This window comes from Microbacterium sp. GXF6406, assembly GCF_054798215.1.
Genome location: NZ_JBSJZH010000001.1, coordinates 95,925 through 118,427, shown reverse-complemented (window position 1 = coordinate 118,427; position 22,503 = coordinate 95,925). Strand labels below are relative to the sequence as shown.

General features: G+C 67.9%; 21 protein-coding genes and 1 tRNA gene. 14 read left to right on the top strand and 8 right to left on the bottom strand.

Going from position 1 to position 22,503, the window contains the following annotated elements; translation table 11 throughout:
- The first annotated feature begins 165 nt into the window (after nt 1–165).
- The gene (locus tag ACWAUG_RS00570; protein WP_460800506.1) at nt 166–630 is read left to right on the top strand and encodes a carboxymuconolactone decarboxylase family protein; all 465 of its coding nucleotides are present in this window, start codon (nt 166–168) and stop codon (nt 628–630) included.
- A 48-nt stretch (nt 631–678) separates the two neighbouring features.
- A complete protein-coding gene (locus ACWAUG_RS00565; protein WP_460800504.1) occupies nt 679–1,149 on the top strand; it encodes an SIP domain-containing protein in 471 nt (156 codons plus the stop codon).
- Nucleotides 1,150–1,158: 9 nt separating this feature from the next.
- Here ACWAUG_RS00565 and ACWAUG_RS00560 read toward each other — a convergent pair whose 3' ends face one another.
- The 4 genes from ACWAUG_RS00560 to ACWAUG_RS00545 form a co-directional block, all read right to left on the bottom strand.
- Complete coding sequence (locus tag ACWAUG_RS00560; protein WP_460800502.1) at nt 1,159–1,605, bottom strand: Fe-S oxidoreductase; 447 nt, start codon at nt 1,603–1,605, stop codon at nt 1,159–1,161.
- Complete coding sequence (locus ACWAUG_RS00555) at nt 1,602–2,399, bottom strand: arginase family protein (RefSeq protein WP_460800500.1); 798 nt, start codon at nt 2,397–2,399, stop codon at nt 1,602–1,604. The genes ACWAUG_RS00560 and ACWAUG_RS00555 overlap by 4 nt, the downstream gene beginning before the upstream one ends.
- 68 nt (nt 2,400–2,467) lie before the next feature.
- A complete protein-coding gene (locus ACWAUG_RS00550) occupies nt 2,468–3,205 on the bottom strand; it encodes a PspA/IM30 family protein (RefSeq protein WP_460800498.1) in 738 nt (245 codons plus the stop codon).
- 50 nt (nt 3,206–3,255) lie between these two features.
- The gene (locus tag ACWAUG_RS00545; protein WP_460800496.1) at nt 3,256–5,268 is read right to left on the bottom strand and encodes a TPM domain-containing protein; all 2,013 of its coding nucleotides are present in this window, start codon (nt 5,266–5,268) and stop codon (nt 3,256–3,258) included.
- Between the two features lie 136 nt (nt 5,269–5,404).
- Between ACWAUG_RS00545 and ACWAUG_RS00540 the strand changes: the two genes are divergently transcribed.
- From ACWAUG_RS00540 to ACWAUG_RS00525, 4 genes are all read left to right on the top strand, one after another.
- The gene (locus tag ACWAUG_RS00540) at nt 5,405–6,244 is read left to right on the top strand and encodes a DUF3097 domain-containing protein (protein ID WP_460800494.1); all 840 of its coding nucleotides are present in this window, start codon (nt 5,405–5,407) and stop codon (nt 6,242–6,244) included.
- Between the two features lie 32 nt (nt 6,245–6,276).
- Nucleotides 6,277–7,002 (top strand): tRNA (guanosine(46)-N7)-methyltransferase TrmB, encoded by a 726-nt coding sequence (gene trmB, locus ACWAUG_RS00535; RefSeq protein ID WP_460800492.1) that lies wholly within the window; start codon nt 6,277–6,279, stop codon nt 7,000–7,002.
- Nucleotides 6,999–7,826: a CPBP family intramembrane glutamic endopeptidase gene (locus ACWAUG_RS00530; RefSeq protein WP_460800491.1), complete on the top strand. Its 828-nt coding sequence runs from the start codon at nt 6,999–7,001 to the stop codon at nt 7,824–7,826. The genes trmB and ACWAUG_RS00530 overlap by 4 nt, the downstream gene beginning before the upstream one ends.
- Nucleotides 7,827–7,901: 75 nt before the next feature.
- On the top strand, nt 7,902–9,734 hold the full coding sequence (locus ACWAUG_RS00525; protein WP_460800489.1) for a glycerophosphoryl diester phosphodiesterase membrane domain-containing protein: 1,833 nt from the start codon (nt 7,902–7,904) through the stop codon (nt 9,732–9,734).
- Between the two features lie 19 nt (nt 9,735–9,753).
- On the opposite strand, the gene thrC is transcribed toward ACWAUG_RS00525, so the two are convergent.
- Entirely contained in the window at nt 9,754–11,178 is a 1,425-nt protein-coding gene (gene thrC, locus ACWAUG_RS00520) for a threonine synthase (RefSeq protein ID WP_460800703.1), read from the bottom strand.
- A gap of 211 nt (nt 11,179–11,389) precedes the next feature.
- Here thrC and ACWAUG_RS00515 point away from each other — a divergent pair, with 211 nt between their 5' ends.
- The 3 genes from ACWAUG_RS00515 (at nt 11,390) to ACWAUG_RS00505 (ending at nt 12,372) form a co-directional block, all read left to right on the top strand.
- A complete protein-coding gene (locus ACWAUG_RS00515; protein WP_298041488.1) occupies nt 11,390–12,013 on the top strand; it encodes a DsbA family protein in 624 nt (207 codons plus the stop codon).
- 4 nt (nt 12,014–12,017) lie between these two features.
- Nucleotides 12,018–12,215, top strand: coding sequence for a hypothetical protein (locus tag ACWAUG_RS00510; RefSeq protein ID WP_298041486.1), 198 nt, complete (start codon nt 12,018–12,020; stop codon nt 12,213–12,215).
- Between the two features lie 84 nt (nt 12,216–12,299).
- Nucleotides 12,300–12,372: transfer RNA gene (locus tag ACWAUG_RS00505), tRNA-Arg, on the top strand.
- Between the two features lie 98 nt (nt 12,373–12,470).
- Here ACWAUG_RS00505 and ACWAUG_RS00500 read toward each other — a convergent pair.
- On the bottom strand, nt 12,471–13,979 hold the full coding sequence (locus ACWAUG_RS00500) for a DUF4041 domain-containing protein (protein WP_460800486.1): 1,509 nt from the start codon (nt 13,977–13,979) through the stop codon (nt 12,471–12,473).
- A 117-nt stretch (nt 13,980–14,096) separates the two neighbouring features.
- On the bottom strand, nt 14,097–14,885 hold the full coding sequence (locus ACWAUG_RS00495) for an SGNH/GDSL hydrolase family protein (protein ID WP_298041049.1): 789 nt from the start codon (nt 14,883–14,885) through the stop codon (nt 14,097–14,099).
- Nucleotides 14,886–14,968: 83 nt separating this feature from the next.
- Between ACWAUG_RS00495 and argS the strand changes: the two genes are divergently transcribed.
- Both argS and ACWAUG_RS00485 read left to right on the top strand, forming a co-directional pair.
- Nucleotides 14,969–16,633 carry an arginine--tRNA ligase gene (gene argS, locus ACWAUG_RS00490; RefSeq protein WP_298041046.1) on the top strand — a complete coding sequence of 555 codons (1,665 nt, stop codon included), beginning with the start codon at nt 14,969–14,971 and terminating at the stop codon, nt 16,631–16,633.
- Between the two features lie 32 nt (nt 16,634–16,665).
- A complete protein-coding gene (locus ACWAUG_RS00485; RefSeq protein ID WP_298041044.1) occupies nt 16,666–17,502 on the top strand; it encodes an LmeA family phospholipid-binding protein in 837 nt (278 codons plus the stop codon).
- On the opposite strand, the gene ACWAUG_RS00480 is transcribed toward ACWAUG_RS00485, so the two are convergent.
- Nucleotides 17,499–18,536, bottom strand: a complete 1,038-nt coding sequence (locus ACWAUG_RS00480; protein WP_298041042.1) for a YihY/virulence factor BrkB family protein — start codon at nt 18,534–18,536, stop codon at nt 17,499–17,501. The two genes, ACWAUG_RS00485 and ACWAUG_RS00480, sit on opposite strands and share 4 nt — an antisense overlap.
- Before the next feature lie 138 nt (nt 18,537–18,674).
- Here ACWAUG_RS00480 and lysA point away from each other — a divergent pair, with 138 nt between their 5' ends.
- Genes lysA through thrB form a run of 3 tightly spaced genes read left to right on the top strand, consistent with a single transcriptional unit; the run spans nt 18,675 to nt 22,350 of the window.
- Nucleotides 18,675–20,084, top strand: coding sequence for a diaminopimelate decarboxylase (gene lysA / locus ACWAUG_RS00475; protein ID WP_298041040.1), 1,410 nt, complete (start codon nt 18,675–18,677; stop codon nt 20,082–20,084).
- Nucleotides 20,081–21,403: a homoserine dehydrogenase gene (locus tag ACWAUG_RS00470; RefSeq protein ID WP_298041038.1), complete on the top strand. Its 1,323-nt coding sequence runs from the start codon at nt 20,081–20,083 to the stop codon at nt 21,401–21,403. The genes lysA and ACWAUG_RS00470 overlap by 4 nt, the downstream gene beginning before the upstream one ends.
- Complete coding sequence (gene thrB, locus ACWAUG_RS00465) at nt 21,403–22,350, top strand: homoserine kinase (protein ID WP_460800482.1); 948 nt, start codon at nt 21,403–21,405, stop codon at nt 22,348–22,350. The genes ACWAUG_RS00470 and thrB overlap by 1 nt, the downstream gene beginning before the upstream one ends.
- Nucleotides 22,351–22,503: the final 153 nt, after the last annotated feature.

The following is a 22,503-nucleotide window of genomic DNA, read 5'->3' as shown; positions in this document are numbered from 1 at the left end:
TCAGTATTGTGAGGCCGGAAGGCTCTTCATGCGAAACGCGAGAGCATTAAGCACAGTTAGAAATGTGACTTATTTAGCATTATGCGCAGGTGTATTCGAGCTAACGTGAAGTTTTGATTTTCAGGCTCTGAGGTCAGGCTGTCGTGACCGGCCTATCATGGAGGCATGACCGAGACGCGCGTGCACCTGTCGAAGACCGAGCCTGCCGCCTACGAGGCGCTGGATGCTTTCTCGCGAACCGTGGGGGAGGTCTGCCGTGCTAACGGCATCGATGACCGACTGCGGGAACTCGTGATGATCCACTGCTCTCAGCTCAATGGCTGCGCCTACTGCACGCGGGTTCACCTCGATCGCGCGACGAAGGCGGGCATCGACATCGACACTCTCATGCAGATTCCGGTCTGGCGTGAGAGCGGAGTCTTCTCGGAGCGCGAGTGCGCGGCGCTCGAGCTCGCCGAGGCTTTCACCTTCATTCACGAGGGCGGTGTTCCCGACGAGGTGTACAACCGTGTGGGCAGCGTCTTCACAGAGAAGGAGTATGCGGCCCTGAGCTGGGCGTGCGTATCGATCAACGCCTTCAATCGCATCGTGATCGCGGGCCGCTACCCGGTTCCGCCCCGAAAGAATTGAGTGCACAAAGGTAAGGCAACCCTTCTTCGGTGTTATGCTGGGGTCATCATGACGACCATCACCCCAGCTCGCAGCGCACGCGCGCAGCGCCGTGCCGAGCGACTGAGCGCCCAGCACCTGGTCGTCGCAGACGAGAACTCGCTCCTTGAGCTCGAGGCCTTCCTCGCCACGCTCCCGCTCTGCGCATCGGGTCGGGTCTTCATCGAGGTCGCCGAGCCTGGCGACATCGGCATCATCAGTGCTCCGGCGCGGATGACCGTGACCTGGCTGGCGCGCTCATCCCGATCCGGCGCTCCCGGCAGCGGCCGATCGTGCGCGCCCGGAGCCGCGGTGGCTCGGGCCACGTGCGCCTGGGCCGACGAGATGCTGTGCGATGACGAGAAACAGATCACCGTGACCCTGCTGGGCGGTTACCTCGGCACGGCCGATATCGTCGACCACCTCACCGAGCAGCTCGCTATGCCGGTCGACAAGATCAGCGTTCCCGCCCGCTTCGGGCTCCTCCCCATCGTGAACTGACCCTCGCCGTCAGCCGTGCGCGGGCCTCCTGCGCACGTAGTTGCCGTCCTCCAGACCCGCCTCGATCTCGAAGCGATTGCGCAACGGGTCCCTGCCGGCGGCAAGGTACAGCAACGGCATGAGGAACCCGTACCTCAGCCACTGGGCCTTGTGCACGGCCTCATGACGCAGCACGCGGTCATCCGGATCACGATCACCGGTGAGGAAGCATCCGCCGACGCAGACGCCGCCCCGGCCGTAGGTCCACGCCGGCATACCGCGGAATACCCACAGTCCGTTGCGACGCTCCACGGGCCCCGTGCTCCACAACGACCCCCATGTCCACCCGACGGCCGTTCCCCAGGCGTAGCCGAGACGGCTGATCGGGGAGCGCAGCAGGAAGGAGGGGATGCGACGATCGAAGCGGCGTCCGCGTGCGAGCGCGGCGTCGGCCGCCGACTGCCAGTCGGTACTCACGCCACAGAACCGACGAGACGGAGGATCGCGCCGAGGTCGTCGACGGCATCGGCCGGCGTGCGCGGTGCGAAGCCGGCGATCGTCGCGCCGGCGAGTGGAACGCGAGCGCGCACCGCGCGGATGGCCGCGCTGAGAACCGTGGGCGAGACGCCGAACGGCTCGGCAGAGGACACACCGGAGAACTCCGCCGGATCGAGCACATCGACGTCGATGTGGATCCAGACGCGCGTCGCGCCGGTCGCTGCGACGGCATCGGCGAGCGCCTCCGGAGTCGCCAGATCCGCGGCATCCACCTGTCGAAGGCCCGAGAGCGGTTCGATCTCGGCATCGTCGATGGAACGGGCCCCGACCACCACAACCCTCTCGGGGGAGATCGCCGGGTCGAGCGACAGCTGAGGTTCGGCCTCTCCGAGGACCGCGCGCAGCGCCATGCCGGAGAACGCGCCCGAGGGAGAGGAGACCGGAGTATGGAGATCCGGGTGCGCATCGCACCACACGACCGCGAGATCGGATGTGTCGATGGCCGCGAGGGCCGCGACGGTCACACTGCAATCGCCGCCGATCAGCACGGTCTCCGGCTGCATGTGCTCGGCGATGAGCGCGCGCACGCGCGTCAACGAACTGAGGCGGTGAACAGCGGTGCCCAAGGAGTCCCCGGCTTCGACCGGCACCTCGAGCACGGTGGTCGCCGCACGCGGAAGATCGCCGGCGATGGCCGACGCGCCGTCGACGAGCAGCATCGCACGGGCGGAGGGGGAGCCCTGCCATTGCGGGGCGATCAAGAAACGTGCCACGAGGAACTCCAGGGGGAGGGAGAAACAGAAAGTGCCCCGGGGATCGGCTCCCCGGGGCACCGGAGAGCTCAGGACTCGAGCTGCGACTGGGCGCTGCCACCGGCCTTGAGCTCGGCGAGACGGGCCTCGACCTCGGTGAGCTCCCCGAGGTCATCGAGGCTCTCGAACTGAGCATCGAGACTGGATGCGGCCAGCTCCACCTTGCCCTGGGCGAGCGCCTCCTGGCGGCGGACCTTGTCTTCGAAGCGGCCGAGCTCACTGGTCGGGTCGAGAACGTTGATCGAGGAGACGGCGTCCTGAACCTTCGACTGCGCCTCGGCGACCTTCGCCCGTGCGAGGAGTTCGCTGCGCTTCGCCTTGAGCTGCTCGAGCTTCTCCTTCATGCCGTTCAGACCGCTCTTGAGCTTGTCGACGATCTCGGTCTGCGCCGCGATCGTGGGCTCGGCCGTCTTGGCATCGCGCTCCTCGCCGATCTGGCGCTGCAGCGCGATCTTGGCGAGGTTGTCGAACTTATCGGCGTCGGCTGTGCTGCCGACCGCGCGCAGCTCATCGGCCTTGCGGCTGGCGGCGAGGGCCTTGTTGCCCCAGTCCTTCGCCGACTGCACGTCTTCTTCGTGGTCGCGCTCGAGCAGACGCAGGTTTCCGATGGTCTCGGCGATGGCGGCCTCGGCGTCGGCGATGCTGTTCGTATAGTCGCGGACGAGCTGGTCGATCATCTTCTGCGGGTCCTCGGCGGAGTCGAGGAGCGAGTTGATGTTCGCCCGGACGAGCGTCGAGATGCGTCCGAAGATGGACTGCTTTGCCATGGTGTTTCCTTTCGATTGGAACAGAATCGTGCGTGCACGGATTGTCGGGGTCAGAAGCGGCCGCTCCGGGAACGGCCCGAGCCGCGCGAGCCGCCGCCGAAGCCGGAGGGGCGACCGCCCGATCGGCCGCTGCTGGAGCGCCTGCTCGATCCGGAGCTCCAGCCGCTCGAGCGGCTCGAGCCGCCGCCGCTGAGGAGGCCGCCGATGATGCCGCCGAGGATCGCGCCGCCCAGGTCGCTGCCGCCCCGGTTGCTGCTGTAGCCGCTGCTGTAACCGGTGCTCCAACTGCCTCCGGAGAAGGCCGAGACCTCCCTCTGGGCGGAGGTGATCGCCTCATGCGCCAGGTTGTTGGCCCGCGTCGCCCGCTCGGCGGCGCGGGTGAGGTCCGTGCTCTGCGCCGCAACGGCTTCCGCGTATGCGGCGTTCGCCTCGGCGAGACGCGTGCGCGCTGTCGCGCCGATCGCGCCGCGTCGGGTCGTGATGAAATCGCTGGCTGCGTGGATCTGGGCCTGAGCCTGTGTGAGGCGCTGAGCGACGAGACGCCGCTCGCGCTCGGCCTGTTCGGCGCTCTGCCGTGCCTGGCCGAGCACCGCATCGATCTCGGTGTTGACCGCGTTGAGAGTATCGAGCATCTGCTGCGGGTTGCGTCCCGGGTGCTCGAGCGCCGCGCGCACCGACGCGACATGCGATTCCGCGCGGGCGGCGACAGCAGCGAGTTGGCCGTTCGCATCCGCCAGGGCGCGGGCGGCCGCGATGTCGGCGGTGATGTCTGCGATCAGGGCGCGGACGCCGTCCTCGAGAGTGGACAGGTCAGCGCCGAGAGTGGCCAGAGCGGCGCTGAGCTGTTCGATCTGCTCGACGGCTTGCTCGGCAGTGCGGATGGAGAACGCCGCCTCCCCACGACTTCCGTCGGCGATCTCCTGCGCGGCCTCGGCGATCTCCGCATCGGCCAGCGCGAGACGCTGCTGGGCCTGGGCGGGATTGTCCGTCACGGTGGCGAGAGCGGCCGCATCGTACTTCTCGGCGAGCCGGGCGAGCGCGGTGGGCAGGCCAGGGATGAGGGCTTCGGCGGCGGCGCGCCGTTCACGCAGGCGGGAGAGCGCCTCGGGGGCCTCGGCCTGGAGCTTGCGGAGCTGGTCGAAGGCATCGACGTTCTCGTCGAGCAGGTCGTCGGCGGCCGCGCAGAGCTGGATGATCTCGATGTGCCACGCGCGACGCTGCTCCGGAGCATCCGGAATCTCGTCGTCGAGCTTCTGCTTGAGGGAGAACGCCTGGCCCACCTTCTCCTGGGCCGTCGCGACGATCGCGGTGAAGGGCGCGGTCGCATCGTCACCGTACTGCGCGACGGCGAATCCGACCTCCTGGCGGCTGGAGGTGATCGCATCGTCGGCGGCGACGAGGGCGCTGCCCGCCTGGCGTTCGAGATCGGCGTCGCTGATGGCGGCGTACGGGTCGGACGGGTCGGAGGCGACCTGCTGCGGCGCGCGCTTCTTCTTTCGCGCCCGGATCACGAAGACGATGATCAGGACGACGCCGGCGGCGAGGACGAGCAGCACCAGCGGTGAGAACGGCGAGGCGGAACCGGAGCCCGACGACTGGCCGGGGAAGGCGCCCGCAGCAGCGAAGATCGCACCGCTCCAGTCGCTCGCGCCGAGTTCATCCTGCACCGCGCTTTCGATGCGATCGAGCTCGGCGTCGGTGAGCGGGCCCTGATCGTCGTAGGAGAGCGCGTACTGACGTGCCTCGACGGCGACGGCCAGGAGGTACTGGTGCTGGCCGAGGCCGTTCTCGATGGCCGTTCGATCCGCCCACTCCCGACTCGTGCTCGGATCCGTGAACTCGTCGACGAAGACGACGTAGAGATCGCCCCGATCGCCCGAGGCGAGCTGTGAGAGCCTCTCGTTCGCTGCGCGGATCTCGGCGGCGGTGAGGGCCGACGCCTCATCGGTGACGAAGCCGTTGGCCAGAGTCGCCGGAGGAGTCGCCGCTGCGGAGGAGACGAACAGGCCCGACGCGAACAGCGCCAGGATCATCCCCAGAACGACCGTGAACCGTGCCCGCATCGTGCTCCCTCCGCGAAGCCGCTGACGGCCCCGTGACCCCTGAGTCTATTCACTCCCACCGACACGCGATAGCGATTCGCGTCAAACGATCTGTGTCGTTCGAGGAAGTCCGCACCCGACGCATACGCTGGAAGGCATGGACGACATGTACGGCTCGGATGTGCTCGCCGGCGACTGGCGTCGACGGGGCGCGAAGCAGGTGCGCGACATCGCCGCCGAACGCGATCTCGTCGTCGAAGTCGCCCACGACGGCTACTGCGGTGCGATCACGCGGGTGCAGGGCGGAAACGTCGAGCTGGAGGACGGCAGGGGGCGCAAGCGCGTCTTCCCGCTCGGCGGCGGATTCATGATCGACGGCGAGCCGGTTCGTCTGCTGCCGCCGCGCGCACAGGCGCAGGGCCCCCGCCGCACAGCATCCGGGTCCTTCGTCGTCGCCGACCAGCGCGCTCGCGTCGCGCTGCCCAGCCGCATCCTCGTCGAGGGCAAGCACGACGCAGAACTCGTCGAGAAGGTCTGGGGCGCCGACCTGCGGGTCGAGGGCGTCGCCGTGGAGTTCCTGGAGGGCGTCGACAAGCTCGACGACCTGCTCGCCGCGGAACCGCCGAACCGGCAGCGCCGCTACGGCGTGCTCGTCGACCACCTGGTGAAGGGGTCGAAGGAGACGCGCTTGGCCGAGGCGATCCTGCGCGGTCCGCACGGCAAGCATCTGAAGATCGTCGGTCATCCGTTCATCGACGTCTGGCAGTGTGTGAAGCCCGCGTCCGTGGGCATCCGGGCCTGGCCGGAGGTGCCGCGCGGCATCGACTGGAAGACGGGAGTCTGCCGCGCCCTCGGCTGGCCGCACGCCGAGCAGGGCGATACCGGCCGTGCGTGGCAGCACATCCTCGGCAAGGTCACGACCTATCGCGATCTGGAGCCGGCGCTGCTGGGTCGGGTCGAAGAGCTGATCGACTTCGTCACGGAGCCCGTCGCATGAGCGGTCGCTACGCGCCGCGTAGGCTGGATGCCATGCCTGAACCCCGCACCTTCCGTGAAGAACCTGTCTCCTTCGTGCGTCGGAGCGGTCGGATGTCGGAAGCGCAGGACCGCGCGTTCGAAGAGCTCGCCCCGGGATATCTCCTCGACGTCCCGCGTGCGGATGCTTCGACGAGCGTGCATCCGGATGCTCGCCTCGACCCCACGGCCGAATACGGGCGCGCTGCGCCGCTGATCGTCGAGATCGGCTCCGGCCAGGGACACGCGATCGTGCACGCGGCATCCACACGGCCCGACCACGACTTCCTGGCCGTCGAGGTGTTCCGCGCGGGGCTCGCCCGCACCATGCTCGACGCCGATAAGGCGGATGCCCGCAACCTGCGACTGGTCGAGGCGAACGCACCCGAGGTGCTCGCCACCTACCTGCCCGAGGGCAGCGCATCCGAGGTCTGGGTCTTCTTCTCCGACCCGTGGCACAAGAAGCGCCACACCAAGCGCCGCCTCATCCGTGAAGGCTTTGGTGCTGTCGCGGCCCGCGCGCTCGCCGACGGGGGCGTGCTGCGGCTCGCGACCGATTGGGAGGACTACGCGCTGCAGATGCGCGAGGTCATGGACGCCGAGCCGGAGTTCGAGCGCGCGTTCGAGGGGGAGTGGGCCGAGCGCTTCGACGGCCGCATCATGACCGCATTCGAGCGCAAGGGCATCGACAAGGGGCGCGAGATCCGCGATCTCACCTATCGCCGGAAAACACGCGGATGAACTGGCGCGGGGCGTCTTGGGCGTCGGGGCTGATCCCCGCCGCACTCGTCTGCCTCGCCGCCCCCGCGCTGTTCGTCGCCGAGATCCCATGGCTCGGGTGGGCGCTGCTCGTCGCCGGGGTCGCCGTGGCCTCGTTCGTCGAGCGCGATCGTGTCGCAGCATCCGGTCCGTCGCTCACTCGCGACCTCTCGCTCATCGCGATCGGGATGCTCGTGGTCAGCCTCATCTCGCTGCAAGCCCAGCTCGACAACGCCTCGATGGTGCGCTTCACCCTAGCGCTCGGCGGCGCGGTCGCGGTGCCGTATCTCGTCTCGCGGTTCGTCTACCGCGACCGGGCGATCAGCTTTCCCTGGCGCACCGGTGAGCGGTGGAACCGGTGGCAGTGGGGCTGGCTGGTGCTCGTGCTGGTGCTGGGCTGGCTGATCCTGCCGTTCTACTTCATCACGAGCGGCGTCTATGCCAACTGGCCCGTCGTCGACAACCCCGACCTCATCGCGCGGCTGTTCGTCGGGGTCGGCGCCGTCGGCATCTGGGACGAGCTGTTCTTCATCTGCACCGTGCTCGCCCTGCTGCGCCGCCACTTCCCGTTCGCGGTCGCGAATGTGCTGCAGACGATCGTGTTCGTCTCGTTCCTCTGGGAGCTCGGCTACCGCGAGTGGGGGCCGCTGTTGACGATCCCCTTCGCCCTCCTGCAGGGATTCATCTTCGTGCGCACGCACTCGCTCGCCTACGTCGTCACCGTGCACCTGCTCTTCGACGCGGTCGTCTTCGCCGTGCTCGTGCACGCGCACAATCCGGGGATGCTGCCGATCTTCCTGGTCTGAGCATCCGGCGAACGAGGCCCGGTGTGGCATCATGGCCGGTTCAGGGATGTGTTCTGGCTGTGAAGGGGTGCGGGCATGGTTCCGGAGTCGTCTCATCGGTCGGTCGAGCGCCCCCGCATCCGGATGCTGCTGGGCGAGATCGTCCGCACCTTGCGGCTCGGCGGCTGGCGCCTCGCAGCGATCTACCTCGTCGGACAGCTCATCACGGCTGTGATCGTCGCCCCCGTCGTGCACTGGCTGTTCGCCGAGTCCCTGCGGGCCGCGGGGCTGAGCGGACTCGAGCTCTCCGGCATTCCCCGCCTGATCGACACCCCGCTGTCGGGGGTCCTGATCGTCGTGCTGATTCTTCTGGGGTTCTTCGCGCTCTCGTTGCAGTTCATCGTGATGGTGATCGCCGTCGACCGGGCGCGCCGGGGAGCACGGATCCTCAGCCGTGAGACCGGTCTTGAGGTGGCGCGCGTCGCACGCAAGCTCGTGCGCCCCAGTTCCGTGTTGCTGATTCCCTACCTCTTCGTGCTGCTCCCGTTGGGCGGCTTCGGGTTCCTCTCGGTGTTGTCTCAGGCGATCACGGTGCCATCGTTCATCTCCGGTGAGCTTCTCAAGACGACCGCGGGCGCGATCGGGTACACGGCCTTCCTCTTCGTGATCCTCTGGCTGAACCTCATATTCGCCCTGACGGTGCCCCTGTTCGCGATGACCGAGGCGACCGCCGGCCAGGCGCAACGGCGCAGCCGGCGGCTGATGCGCGGCAATCGGTGGAGGCTCCTGGTCGTTCTGCTGCTCGTGCTCACCGCCGGCGCCGTTGCGGGTCTGCTGCTCATCCTCCTGGTCCTCGGCCCGGTCATCCTCACCGATGCCGTCGTCCCCGCGGCCTCGCCCGGCGTGGCGGCGGTCATGCTGGCGATCGCTCAGGTCGGCGGCATGATCGTCGTCGGCATGGGCGGTGCGGCGATCGCGGCGGTGGTCGTCGCCCTCACGCGGACCGGCGAGCCGGATGCTGAGACTGCCGGACCGGCGGCGATCGCGGATTCACCGCAGCGGAGGGCTCGCCGCTTCATCCCCGTGGTCGTCATGACCGCGCTGCTCGTGGTGCTCAGCTTCCTGAACCTGCCCGCCATGAGGGCTCTCTCCGAAACGCCCGGGACGCTGATCCTCGCCCACCGCGGACACACCGCGAATGCCGTCGAGAACACGCTGTCGTCGCTGCGTGCCGCGCGGGAGGCAGAGGCCGACTTCGTCGAGATGGACGTGATGGAGTCCTCCGACGGACGCTTCGTCGTCATGCACGATGCGAATCTCGCACGCCTCGCCGATCAGAACGTCGACGTCGCGGATCTCACCTTCGACGAGCTCACCGCGCTGAGCGTTCACGATAACGCCGGAAACAGCGACATGATCCCCTCGCTCGCTGAATATCTGACCGTTGCGCACGACATCGGACAGCCCCTTCTCATCGAGATCAAGCTTCACGGGCGGGAGCGCCCCGCCCTGGTCCCGCGGCTCATCGCCGAGATCGAGGAGCTCGGGCTGCTCGAGGAGAACATCTACCATTCCCTCGATAGGGCGAGCATCGAGGAGCTCAAACGGCTGCGCCCGAACCTCGGCACCGGCCTGACCATGGCCCTCGCCGGCGTGGAGGTGCCGGATACGATCGTCGATTTCGTCGTGATCGAAGAGTGGTCGCTGACGCCGACGATGATCGCATCGGCCCAGGACGCCGGCCTCGGAGTCATGGCGTGGACGGTCAACAACGAGCAGCGCGTCCGGGATCTCCTGCGAGACGACATCCACGGCATCATCACGGATCGCGCCGATGCCGGGCTGCGCGCCCGCGAGAGCATGCTCAGGAAGAGCGGACTGGCGGACGTGCTGTGGGACGCGGTGTTCCGCTACGTCGTGATCTTCTGAATCACGGCATCCGTCCTCGTCAGGTCAGCGCGCGCTCGGAGATGTAGGTGCGCAGGGCGTGCTCGTCGTCGTCCATGTCGACGACGCGCTGCGGGGCGTCCAGCAGCGCCTGGGTCTCGGCATCCGGCACGACGGGGGAGCCGAGGGCCTCCTCGATCAGCTCGGCGAACTTCGCCGGCTTCGCGGTCTCGAGAACGAGCATCGGGATGCCGTCGTCGAGGTGCGCGAGGGCGATCAGCGCGCCATCGGCGGTGTGCGGATCGAGGACGACATCGTTGTGCTCGTGGAACGACCGGATGGTCGACAGTCGGTCGGCATGCGTGCTCGTGCCGCTGACCAGGCCGAACTCGGTCTCGAAGCGATCGCGCTCGGCGGACAGGTCGATCTGGCCGGTCTCGTCGAGCTCGCGCCAGGCGGCCGCGGTGCGCTCAGGGTCGCGGCCCAGCAGATCGAAGACGAAGCGCTCGAGGTTCGAAGCACGCGAGACGTCCATCGACGGGCTCGACGTCGCGAGCGTGTTCTCGGCATCGCGCGGGCGGTAGTAGCCGGTGCGGAAGAACTCATCCAGAACGTTGTTCTCGTTCGAGGCGAGCACGAGCTTGCGGATCGGCACACCCATGGAGCGCGCGTAGTGGCCGGAGAGGATGTTGCCGAAGTTCCCCGAGGGCACGGCGAACGAGACGGCGAACGACGAGCGCTCGGCCTCAGCCGCAGCATCCGATGCGCGCAACCAGGCCCACACGTAGTAGACGATCTGCGCCGAGATCCGGCCGAAGTTGATCGAGTTGACGGCGCCCAGGCTATGTGCGCGCTTGAAGTCGATGTCGCTGGAGAGGTGCTTGACCAGGTTCTGGCAGTCGTCGAAGACTCCGGCGATCGCGATGTTGTGCACGTTCGCGTCCTGCAGGGAGTACATCTGCGCGCGCTGGAAGGCGCTCATGCGGCCCTGCGGGGAGAGCATGAAGACCGAGACGCGGTCGCGGCCGCGCAGGGCGTGCTCCGCCGCCGAACCGGTGTCGCCGGAGGTCGCGCCGAGCACGTTCAGCACACGGCCGGTCCTCTCCAGCACGTACTCGAGCGATTCACCGAGGAACTGCATCGCCATGTCCTTGAAGGCCAGCGTCGGTCCCTCGGACAGGCCGACGAGCGTGAGACCCTGACCGATCGGGGTGAGGGGCACGATCTCATCGGCGGCGAACTTGCCGCCGCTGTATGCGCCGGCGGTGAGACCAGCGAGGTCCTCGCGCGGGATGTCAGTGGCGAAGAGGCCGAGGATCTCGGTAGCCAGCTCCGGGTAGCTCAGGGGGCGCAGCCGCTCGAGGTCGTCACCGCTCAAACGGGGCAGCGTCTCGGGCACGGCAAGACCGCCGTTGGGTGCGAGCCCTTCGAGGAGAACATCGCTGAACTGTCCGAGTGCGCCACCGCGCGTGGAGATGTACTGCAAGTCGCGAACCTCGTTCATGCTGGGAATCGGTCGGTGAGACGCTTCCATCGTAGGGCGTGGCGCCGGGCCGCACGGCCCGTGTTGCAATTCGCGGACTTCTGCCCGAGCGTGCGGGGCGGCGAGTAGAGTCGTGTGCGACGATGCCGCCGGACGGGTGGCTCCACGACGCGAAGGACGGGTGCCTGTGGGCAGTGCGAAGAGTCGGACGAACATGTTCGCGGTCTGGGTATCGCTGGCGGTGGTCGCGGTCCTCGCCGCCGTCGCGGTGCTCGTCGTGACCATCAACAACCGTCCGGCGGCCGAGGCGGTCGTGCCCGAGAGCATCTCGATCGGCGAGGGCGCCGACACGGTCGATGTCTGGTTCGACTTCTACTGCCCGCACTGCCAGGTGTTCGAGGACCAATACGGACCCACGATCGAGGAGCTCATCGATTCGGGCGACATCACGCTGAACCTGCACCCGGTCGCGCTGTCGGGGTTGAACGCGGCATCCGGCACCCAGTTCTCCGAGCGCTCCGGCGGCGCCCTGCACTGCGTCGCCGAGGCGGCACCGGAGGCGACCCTCGACTTCTTCCAGCAGCTGTTCGCGCTGAATCCGAGCGGCGCCGGTCTCACCGACGGCGACCTCGCAGCCCTCGCGTCTCAGACCGGCGCAGACGCGGCATCCGATTGCATCGCCGACGGCATGTATCGTCCGTTCGTCATAGACCAGGCGGCCGAGCTGCCCACAGACCCCGCGACCGAGGGAGCAGGAACCCCCACGCTGCTCGTGAACGGTGAGTACATCGCGATCACGGGTTCGCCGCAGGCCGACATCCTCGAGCGGATCGGCTGAGCGCATGGATGCACTGCTGGCCGTTCTCGCCGGGAACGTCGTCCTGGTCGTCATCGGATACATCGTCGTGCGCTTCGCGATCGTCAGCGCGATGCGCCAGGCGCGTCACGAGGCCCGCGTCGAGCAGGAGCTTCCCGCTGCGGCGACCTGGCTGAACAAGGACGAGAAGGCACTGCTGGAGCGCACGAAACGCGACTCCTGAGTGGGACCGCGCCCACTGTGCGAAACGCGCGGTGGGCGGGTCGGATCGAGACACGCCCCGCCGAGTGATATCGTCATTCGGTACGCCTCCGTAGCTCAGTGGATAGAGCGCCGGTTTCCGGTACCGTAGGTCGCAGGTTCGACTCCTGTCGGGGGCACAACGAAAACTTCAGAACATGAGAAAGGCCGCCTGATCCAGGCGGCCTTTTCCTTTCTTCAGCGTCGCGATCGGCAAGACCCCCGCGTCCGAGGGCGCTCAGAGGCGGTCTTGCAGGGCTCGTGTGGCCAGATACTCTTCAGCGGTCGGTTCCAGAGCGAAATCGAGCAGCTCGACCGAGTGCGCTGTCAACGCATCGCGCACCTCGGTGGGCGTCGCGCGAAAATACTCCCGACGCAGGTTGACCTGGTTCACACGCCGATCGGCGAAATGGTTATGGAGCATCGCCTCGATTCCGACGGCATCTTCGGCGAAGAACAGCGCGTGGACGTCGAACCGGAAAGGCACGGAGGCGTCCCCGAGCTCATTGACGCGGTCCATCGGCTCGAGGCGGCGCGTCAGTCCGATCTTCACCACATCCGGACCGAAAGATCCGACGTTGCTGATCACATACACGTAGCCGGCACGGATATTCGCGGCACGGTAGTCCACGTTCTCGATGGCATGATCGACATCTGCCAGGCGCACTCGCATGCGCTCGGCGCCCTCACGATCGCCGTTGGCCTCGAGCGCTGCGATGGTGTTCGCGTAGTGACCGCGCTCCTTCTCCAATCGGGCCTTCTCCGCCGCGAGCTCTTTCTCGGCCTTGCGTTGCTCACGAAGCTCCTCGCGGTGGGCGCGGTCTGCTTCCTTCTCTGCCTGAACTGCGCGGAGGTGTCGGTTCGCGAGCTCGAGCTCATGCAGTCGAAGGCGATGGAAGTACGGGGTGATGCGCAGATCGATCATTGTGCCGAGCCGGGCGATCTGCTCCATCGCGGTTGTGAGGCGCTTCTGCGCCGTTGCGAGATTTCCTGCTCGCACCGCTTTCACGCAGTTCTCCGCCTCGGCGTTATACGAACGGAGCATGAGCTTCGACATGTCCTTGACGAACTTCGCGCCCTTCGCCGAGCTGTTGTTGAAGGTGAAGTTACTCGTCGCATGAGTCGCCTGGCCGGAGCGGATGGCTGTCTTGATCTCGGCTCGGAGCGCCTCCAGTTGTGTGGCCAGGGCAACCGAGTCCTCCGCGGGATGCTCGTAGTCGTAGAGACCGAGGTCTTGAACCTCGATAGCGCCGCGCAGGTCGAGCAACGCCGCCTCGGCTGCCGAGATCTCGGTTCTTCGGGTCGCCAGGTCAGCGGTGGCAGCGGCTACCTTGGATTGCGCTTCTTCTGCCTCCCGGGTGAAAACGCGCTTCAGATCATCGAGTGCAGCGATATCCTGCAGCCCGTGCCGGTCGATCAGAGCCTGCAACCGGGCGACTTCAGATCGCAGCTTCTCGGCATGCTTTCTGGCCCCGACGAGGGGGATGCTTTCGAAGGCCAGTGCATTCTGTCCGCCCGGGACGGCCGGTGGAGCCTCGGCCGCTCCCGCGTTGGAGACGGAGTTCAGCGGAACCGAGTCGGCAGTTGCGTTGACATCGCTGGCAGCACTGCTCTGGAACATCGGCGAGATCGACTGGACGCCGCCGGAGAATACGTGCTCTGTCCATTGCTGACCATCCCAGTAGCGCTGCTCGAACTGGCCTGAGGGGTCGGAATACCATCCCGCTTGCACGACACCGTGATCCACACGCACAAGCTATCGCATGCGCGTCGGGACAGCACGTGTGCCGCGGAGGAAATCCGGGCTCGAACGACGGCAGCGAAGAGTCTGCGCAGATCACGCCGACGCGCGGACGATCGCGGCCTACTGCGGTGCCGGGGGCCCGGCCTCAGTGACCGGTGCCACCGAGAGATCGGCGAGCGCCGCGGCCAGCTTCTCGGCGAGATACCGGTGTCCCTCGGTCGAGGGATGCCTGTTGCCGGGGTCGACGGCGATCACATCGAGGTAGTTTGCCTCGGTGATCCAGTCGTCGGCGACGGGGGAGATGTACGCCCAGCCGCGGGCTTCGGCGAGAGCCGTTAGGTCACGGTCGATGCGATCGGTGCCCGCCTCCACCGGAAGCACATGCGGGGCGGGGCCGAGCACGACGATCGTGGCACCCGGGTAGGTGGCGGCCAAAGCGTCCCACGCCGCCGTCACCGCCTCGCGATATCCGACCGCTCCCTGTGCACGGTCGTTGATGGAGCCCTGGACGATGACGAGATCAGGCTCGATGTCCGCCTCGAGGGATGCGATGCGCTCGCCGTAGGCGGGCCCGTCGATGCCGGGTTTGAGATAGCCGCTGCCGCGCACGCCATCGACGATCGTCTCACCGTCGATCAGCTCGGCGAGAACGTACGCGTAACCCAGCGTCGGGGCGCTGGCCGCGGACCCATAGGTCCACGAGTCGCCGAAGACGAGGACCCGCGGATGCTCCGGCAGAGCCAGAGGCGCGGGAGCGATCACCACGTCCTCGGCGGCGAGCACCGGGGCATCCGAGACGGCCGGAACCCAGGGACGCCAAGCGCCCAGGACGATACCGGTGACAGCCAGCGCGAGCGCACCGGTGAAGGCGGCGATGCGTGCGCGTCGCCGTCGTGCGGGGGTGATCATGGTGCGAGAGTAAATGATGGTCAGGGGATCACCAACTCAGAGCGGAAAAAACCGACCCCGACGCGCCGTAGACTGGGAAGGCTATGAATCCCGACATCCTCGCCGAAGCCATTCTCGCCGTCGTCACGCCCCTCGCGGCATCCCTGCGACCGGACGAGACCCTCGACATCGACATCTCCGACGTCGTCCTCGAGCGGCCGCGCAACCGCGACCACGGCGATTGGGCGTCGAACGTCGCCATGCGCTTCGCGAAGAAGCTCGGCACGAACCCCCGTGAGTTCGCCCAGCAGATCGCCGACGCGATGGCGGATGTCGACGGCGTCGCCAGCGCAGAGGTCGCCGGCCCCGGATTCATCAACTTCCGTCTCGATGCCGCCGCCGCCGGCGTGCTCGCCAAGACGATCGTCGACGCCGGCGACGCCTACGGCACCAACGACTCGCAGAAGGGCGTCTCGGTCAACGTCGAGTTCGTCTCGGCCAACCCGACCGGCCCGCTGCACATCGCCCACACCCGCTGGGCGGCGCTCGGCGACTCGATCGTGCGCCTGCTGCTCGCCAGCGGTGCGAACGCCGTCCGCGAGTACTACATCAACGACGCCGGCGCGCAGATGCAGCGGTTCGCGGCATCCGTCGTCGCCTCCGCCCAGGGTGAGCCGACCCCCGAGGGAGGCTACCCCGGCGCCTACATCGATGCGCTCGCGACGCGCGTCGTCGAGGCGCGCCCCGACCTGCTCGAGCTGCCGGAGGCCGAGCAGCTCCAGGTCGCCGAGGACCTCGCCTACGAATACCAGCTCGCCGAGATCAAGAATTCGCTGGCGAACTTCAACGTGCCCTTCGACACCTGGTACTCCGAGCGCACCCTCCACGCCAAGGGCGAGGACGGCACGAGCCTCATCGACCAGGCCGTCGAGCGCCTGCGCGAGCAGGGCCACGTGTTCGACCTCGATGGCGCCGTCTGGGTGCGTACCACGACCTTCGGCGACGACAAGGACCGCGTCATCCGCCGCTCCAACGGCGAATACACCTACTTCGCCGCCGACGCCGCCTACTACCTGAACAAGGGCGACCGCGGCTTCACGAACAAGATCTACCTGCTCGGCGCCGACCACCACGGCTACGTCCACCGGCTCAAGGCCGTCGCCGGCGCCGCCGGCGAGGACCCGGAGAAGAACATCGAGGTCCTCATCGGCCAGATGGTCTCGATCAACGGCGCCCGACTCAGCAAGCGCGCCGGCAACATCATCGAGATGGACGACCTGCTCTCCTGGCTCGGCAGCGACGCGCTGCGCTACTCGCTCGAGCGCTCGCCCGCCGACTCGCCGCTGGACCTCGACCCCGAGCTGCTGCAGAAGCGCACCAACGACAACCCGGTGTTCTACGTTCAGTACGCCCACGCGCGCACCCACAACGTCGGCCGCAACGCCGCCGACAGCGGCGTCGACCGCAGCGAGTTCGCCCCCGAGACCCTCTCGCACGAGACCGAGTCCGCTCTTCTCGGCGCGCTGCAGGAGTTCCCGCGCATCGTCGCCTTCGCCGCCGAGGTGCGCGAGCCGCACCGCATCGCGCGCTACCTCGAGGAGCTCGCCGGCCTCTACCACCGCTGGTACGACAACTGCCGCGTCACCCCGCTCGGCGACGCCCCGATCGAGAGCGTGCACCGCACCCGCCTGTGGCTCAACGACGCCACCGGACAGGTGCTGCGCAACGGCCTCGGCCTGCTCGGAGTCTCCGCACCCGAACGCATGTGACGCGAAACGGCGGGGACGGGCATCATGGTCACATGAGCGATGAGAACCCGACCCTGCCGTATCCGGACACCTCGGTCGAGCACCCCACGCTCGTGATCCCCGATGGGGATGCCGTAGCAAGCGCGCCGCGTCGGCGTCGCCGCTGGCCGTGGGTGCTGCTCATCGTCGTGATCGTCATCGCGGCACTGGCCGTCGCCGCGGAACTGCTCGCACGCAGCATCCTGCCCGGTATCGTCCGCGGCGTCGTCATCGACCAGCTCGATCTGCCCGCGGATCAGCAGGTCGACGTCGCGACATCGGGGCTGCTCCTGCCCCAGCTTCTCGGCGGAACCCTCGACGAGCTGCACCTGTCGACGCCCGCCGTGACGATCGGCGGGATCACCGGGGCGGCCGATGTCACGGCGACCGACGTCGCGATCGACGGCAGCGGGCTCGGCGCCGCGGACGGAACCGTCCGCATCACGGAAGAGGAGCTCACGACGCTCGTCTCCGCCGCGGACATTCCGATCGACGCCGTGACCTTCGCCGCTCCCGAGGCGACGGCATCCGGCAGTTTCGCGGTCTTCGGCGTGCCGGTTCTGGTCGAGCTCACGGTGACGCCGGGCGCGGATGCCGGTGATCTGCTGCTGACGCCCGTGAAGCTGGAGATCGCGGGTCTCGAGCTGAACGCCGCGCAGCTCGCCGAGCGGTTCGGCGCGGTGGCCGGATCCCTCACCGAACCGCAGCGCATCTGCATCGCCGATCAGCTGCCCGCCGGGGTCACCGTGACGGATCTCACGATCGAGGGCGATGCGGCCGTCATCGACCTCGTCGTCGACGGCGCGATCATCACCGACGCGAACCTCCGACAGAACGGGGAGTGCTCCTAGCCCTTCCGCTCCGACGCCTCCGCCTCCTCCGCGGCCCGCAACTCCTTCGTCGCCGCGATCACCTCCTGCTGCGCACGATGCACCCGCCGCTGCGCGAATGTGCGCGGAGCGCGTGCGGCGACACGGTCGTGCTCCTCCTCGGCGGTCGTGGTGATGTATGCGCAGGAGATGAGGATCACCTGCGCGCTGAAGTTCAGCCAGATCAACAGCGCCAGCAACGAGGCGAACGAAGCGAGTAGCGGGTTCGACGTCGCGCCGCCGATGAACAGGCTCGACAGCTCCTGCAGGGCGAGCAGGCCGACCCCGCCCAGCAGTGCGCCCCGCCACACGGCTCGGGCCGATGCGGAGCTCCCGGAGAGAAGACGGAAGATCGCGAAGATCAACGCGGCGTCGAGGGCGAAGACGACCAGCAGCGATGCGATGCGGACGCCCCAGACGGCCCCGGCGGAGTCTGCGGCGAGCCCCAAGAACCCGGTGACCGCTCCGATCCCGATGCGGGCGAGGAAGGTCACCGCCGCGGCGGCGACGAAGGAGACCGCGATGCCGAGCGCGAGGGCGAGGTTGCGCAGGATCACCCAGATGAAGGACAGATCGTCGAGCACGGAGCCGGCGATCGTGCGCACGGCGATGCGCAGAGAACCGATCGCGCCGAGCGCCGCGCCGATCAGGCCGACCAGCGAGATGATTCCGGCGATCGACAGGCCGCTGAGGGCCGAGATCTCCGTCGGGTCCTTCACGATGCCGTTCTCACCGACGAGCCCCGGCACGGCCGCATCGATGGAGGAGATGATCGCCTGCCAGGCCTGCGGGTTCCCGGCGAGCCAGATCGCCGCGATCGAGAACCCCAGCAGAAGCCCCGCGAAGACGCTGAAGAGCGCGCGGTAGGTGATGCTGTCGGCGAGCATCGGGCCGCGCCGTTCGGAGTACAGGAGGTAGGAGCGGACGATCCTTCTCCCGAGGAACCAGGCGATGACGCGTTTCACGAGCCCGGCGATTCCGCTCGTTTCTGAACCGGTCTGATGTGCGCTGCTCATGCCCTCACCGTAATGAACGGAGATGTTCTCACGTGAGGGGCTTGCGGATGCGGAGAGGAATCCGGCAGTGCCATAGAATCGGGGCTACCTCGGATGGCTCACTCCGCCCCGGGGCTCCCTTCCCACGATTGGTGCTCTGTGCATTCATCTGCAGACTCGCTCGCCCCGGAATGGCTCGTCGTGCCCGACGACGCGAATGCGCTCGCGCCCGGCGTCTGGCCTCGTTCGTCCGTGCGCTCGCCCGATGGGCAGATCCTGCTCGGAGGGATGACCGCCTCTGAGATCGCCGGCCAGTACGGCACACCCGTGATGGTTCTCGATGAGGACGAGGTGCGCACGCGCGCCCGTTCCTTCCGCGACGCCTTCGCCGCTGCAACGGGGCGCCACGGAACGACGGCCCGCGTCTACTACGCCGGCAAGGCATTCCTGTCCACCGCGATAGCCCGCTGGGTGACGGACGAGGGGCTCAATGTCGACGTGTGCACGCGCGGCGAGCTCGAGATCGCGCTCGCCGCGGACGTCGACCCGGCACGCATCGGCTTCCACGGCAATAACAAATCCCGTGATGAGATCGAGCGCGCGGTATCGGTCGGCATCGGCACGATCGTCGTCGACAGTGCGATCGAGATCGAACGCGTCGCCGAGATCTCCGAGCGCCTCGGTGCCGTCCAGCGTGTGCTGGTGCGCGTCAACAGCGGCGTGCATGCCGAGACGCATGATTTCCTGGCGACGGCGCACGAGGATCAGAAATTCGGAATGCCCTTCGCGGATGCTGTCACAGCGGTCGCCCGCATCCGTGAGCTTGCGTCGCTGGAGTTCCTCGGCCTGCACTGCCACATCGGCTCTCAGATCTTCGGCGTGGCCGGCTTCCGTGAATCCGCATCGCGCGTGCTCGAGCTGCACGAGCAGCTGCGAGCCGGGGGAGAGGTTCCGCTGCTGAACCTCGGCGGCGGCTTCGGGATCGCATACACGAGTGTGGACGACCCGACGCCGATCGAGCAGCTGGCCGCGGAGATCGTCGACGCGGTGGCTGAGGGGTGCGCTCAGCGCGGCATCCCGATGCCGGCCCTGGCTTTCGAGCCCGGGCGCGCGATCGTCGGAACCGCCGGCGTCACGCTGTACGAGGTCGGCACGACCAAGCCGGTGCGCCTCGGCTCCGACGAGAGCCGCCTCTACGTGAGCGTCGATGGCGGAATGAGCGACAACGCACGCCCGGCCCTCTACGGCGCTCAGTACTCCGCCCGCATCGCCTCGCGCACGAGCGACGTCGAGCCGGCACTCGTGCGAGTCGTCGGCAAGCACTGCGAGTCCGGCGACATCGTCGTCGATCACGAATACCTCCCCGGCGACATCACGCCCGGCGATCTGCTGGCGGTCCCCGCCACGGGCGCATATTGCGCATCGCTGTCCAGCAACTACAACCACGTCCCCCGTCCCGCGGTCGTCGCGGTCTCGGCCGGTGCGTCACGGATCATCGTGCGCGGCGAGACCATCGACGACCTGCTTTCGCGGGATGCCGGAATCAGCACGAAAGAAGGAGCACGATGACCGACCTCGCAGGGAACACGTCCGACAACCGCACCCTCCGTGTGGCGCTTCTGGGCGCCGGCGCCGTGGGCTCGCAGGTGGCGCGCATCCTCATCGAGCACGCCGATGAGCTCTCCGACCGCGCGGGCGCGCACCTCGAGCTCTCCGGGATCGCGGTCCGTGACGTCGATGCCAAGCGCGACGTCGATCTGCCCCGTGAGCTGTTCACCACGGATGCCGAGACGCTCATCGTCGGCAGCGACATCGTCATCGAGCTGATGGGCGGCATCGAGCCGGCCCGCGGCAATCTGCTCACCGCGCTGCAGAGCGGTGCGGATGTCGTCACGGCCAACAAGGCGCTGCTGGCCACGCACGGCACCGAACTGTTCGAGGCCGCCGACCAGGTGGGCGCCTCCGTCTACTACGAGGCTGCGGCCGCCGGTGCGATTCCGATCATCCGTCCGCTGCGCGACTCGCTCGCGGGAGACCGTGTCGTGCGCCTGATGGGCATCGTCAACGGAACGACGAACTACATCCTCGACCGCATGGACTCCGAGGGCGCCGACTTCTCCGAGGTGCTCGCCGACGCGCAGCGCCTCGGATACGCCGAGGCCGACCCCACCGCGGATGTCGAGGGCTACGACGCCGCACAGAAGGCCGCGATCCTCGCATCCCTCGCCTTCCACACGACAGTCCCGCTCGAGGCGGTGCACCGCGAGGGGATCACCGAGATCACCCCGGCGATGATCGATGAGGCCCGCGCCGCCGGATTCGTCATCAAGCTGCTCGCGGTCTGCGAGCGAATCGATGTGGACGGTTCCGAGTCGATCTCGGTGCGCGTCTACCCGGCGCTCGTCGCACGCACCCACCCCCTCGCATCCGTCCACGGAGCCAACAACGCGGTCTTCGTCGAAGCCGAGGCCGCCGGATCCCTGATGTTCTACGGTGCGGGCGCCGGTGGTGTGCAGACCGCGTCCGCCGTGCTCGGCGATGTCGTCTCGGCAGCTCGTCGCCACATCGCCGGCGGTGTCGGCGTGGGAGAGTCCACGCGCGCCAACCTTCCCACGGTGCCGATCGGCCACGTCATCACGCGCTACCAGATCACGCTCGAGGTCGCCGACCAGGCCGGCGTCCTCGCCACGGTCGCAGGAATCCTCAGCGATGGCGGCGTTTCGGTCGCGACGGTCGTGCAGACCTCGTCCGAGGACGAGCCCACGGCTCGCCTCATCATCGGCACGCACCGTGCCGCCGATCAGGCTCTCAGCGACACCGTCGCGGCTCTCGCGGCGAGCGATGTCGTCGACCGCGTCGTCTCCGTCCTGCGCGTGGAAGGCGAGTGATGGCGACAGCATCTCCGGCGCGGGCCGGACGTTCCGTCCAGGTCCAGGTCCCGGCCACCAGTGCGAACCTCGGACCGGGGTTCGACACGCTGGGCCTTGCACTGAGCGTCTACGACGAGCTGACCGTCACAGCGCTCGAGCCGGGGAGCCTCGAGATCGAGGTCACGGGTTCCGGGGCCGAGGAGATTCCGCGCGATGCCTCCAACCTCGTCGTCCGCTCGATCGAGCACGTTTACCGCGACGCCGGGCGTGAGATGCCCGGCCTGCGCATCGTCGCCGATAACGCTGTTCCGCACGGTCGCGGTCTCGGCTCATCCGGTGCGGCTGTGACCGCCGGCGTGCTCGCCGCCAAGGGGCTGCTCGCCGGCGAGGTGGACTTCACCGATGCCGATCTGCTGCGTCTGGCGACCGAGCTCGAAGGGCACCCCGACAATGTCGCCCCCGCATTGTTCGGTGGGCTGACGATCGCCTGGACGGGGGAGAACGGCCCGCAGCACAAGAAGCTCCTCGTGCACCGCGGCGTCGCCCCTCTGGTGCTCGTGCCCGAGCGCACGATGTCGACGTCGCTGGCCCGTTCACTCCAGCCCCCGCACTTCTCGCGCGAGGACGCCGTCTTCAACGTCTCGCGTACGGCGCTGCTGATCGCCGCACTCATGCAGAGCCCGGAGCTGCTGCTGGATGCGACGGCGGACCGGCTGCATCAGGACTACCGCGCCGAGGCGATGCCCGAGACCCACACGCTGGTGAAGGCGCTGCGCGCCGCGGGCTTCGCGGCAGTCGTCTCCGGCGCAGGTCCCAGCGTCCTCGTGCTCGCGGACGGGCCCGGAAGCCGGCAGGAAGCGGTCGATATCGCGGCCGCGGTCGCCGACACCCCGTGGCAGGCGCTCATGCTCGCCGTCGACGTGCGTGGTGGTACAGTAAGGGATCGAGCGGAGGGCTCCACGTAATCTCGTGAATCCGGCCCCCATCGCAGATCTGCGAATTCCGCACGCAACCCCCAGAACTGCTTTCTCGGTTCTGGCCGGCAGTCGCCGAGCGGCTGCCCGTGCGATCGTGCTCAGCACCCGTTGTGCGCGAGACACGCTCATTTCCCACGACAT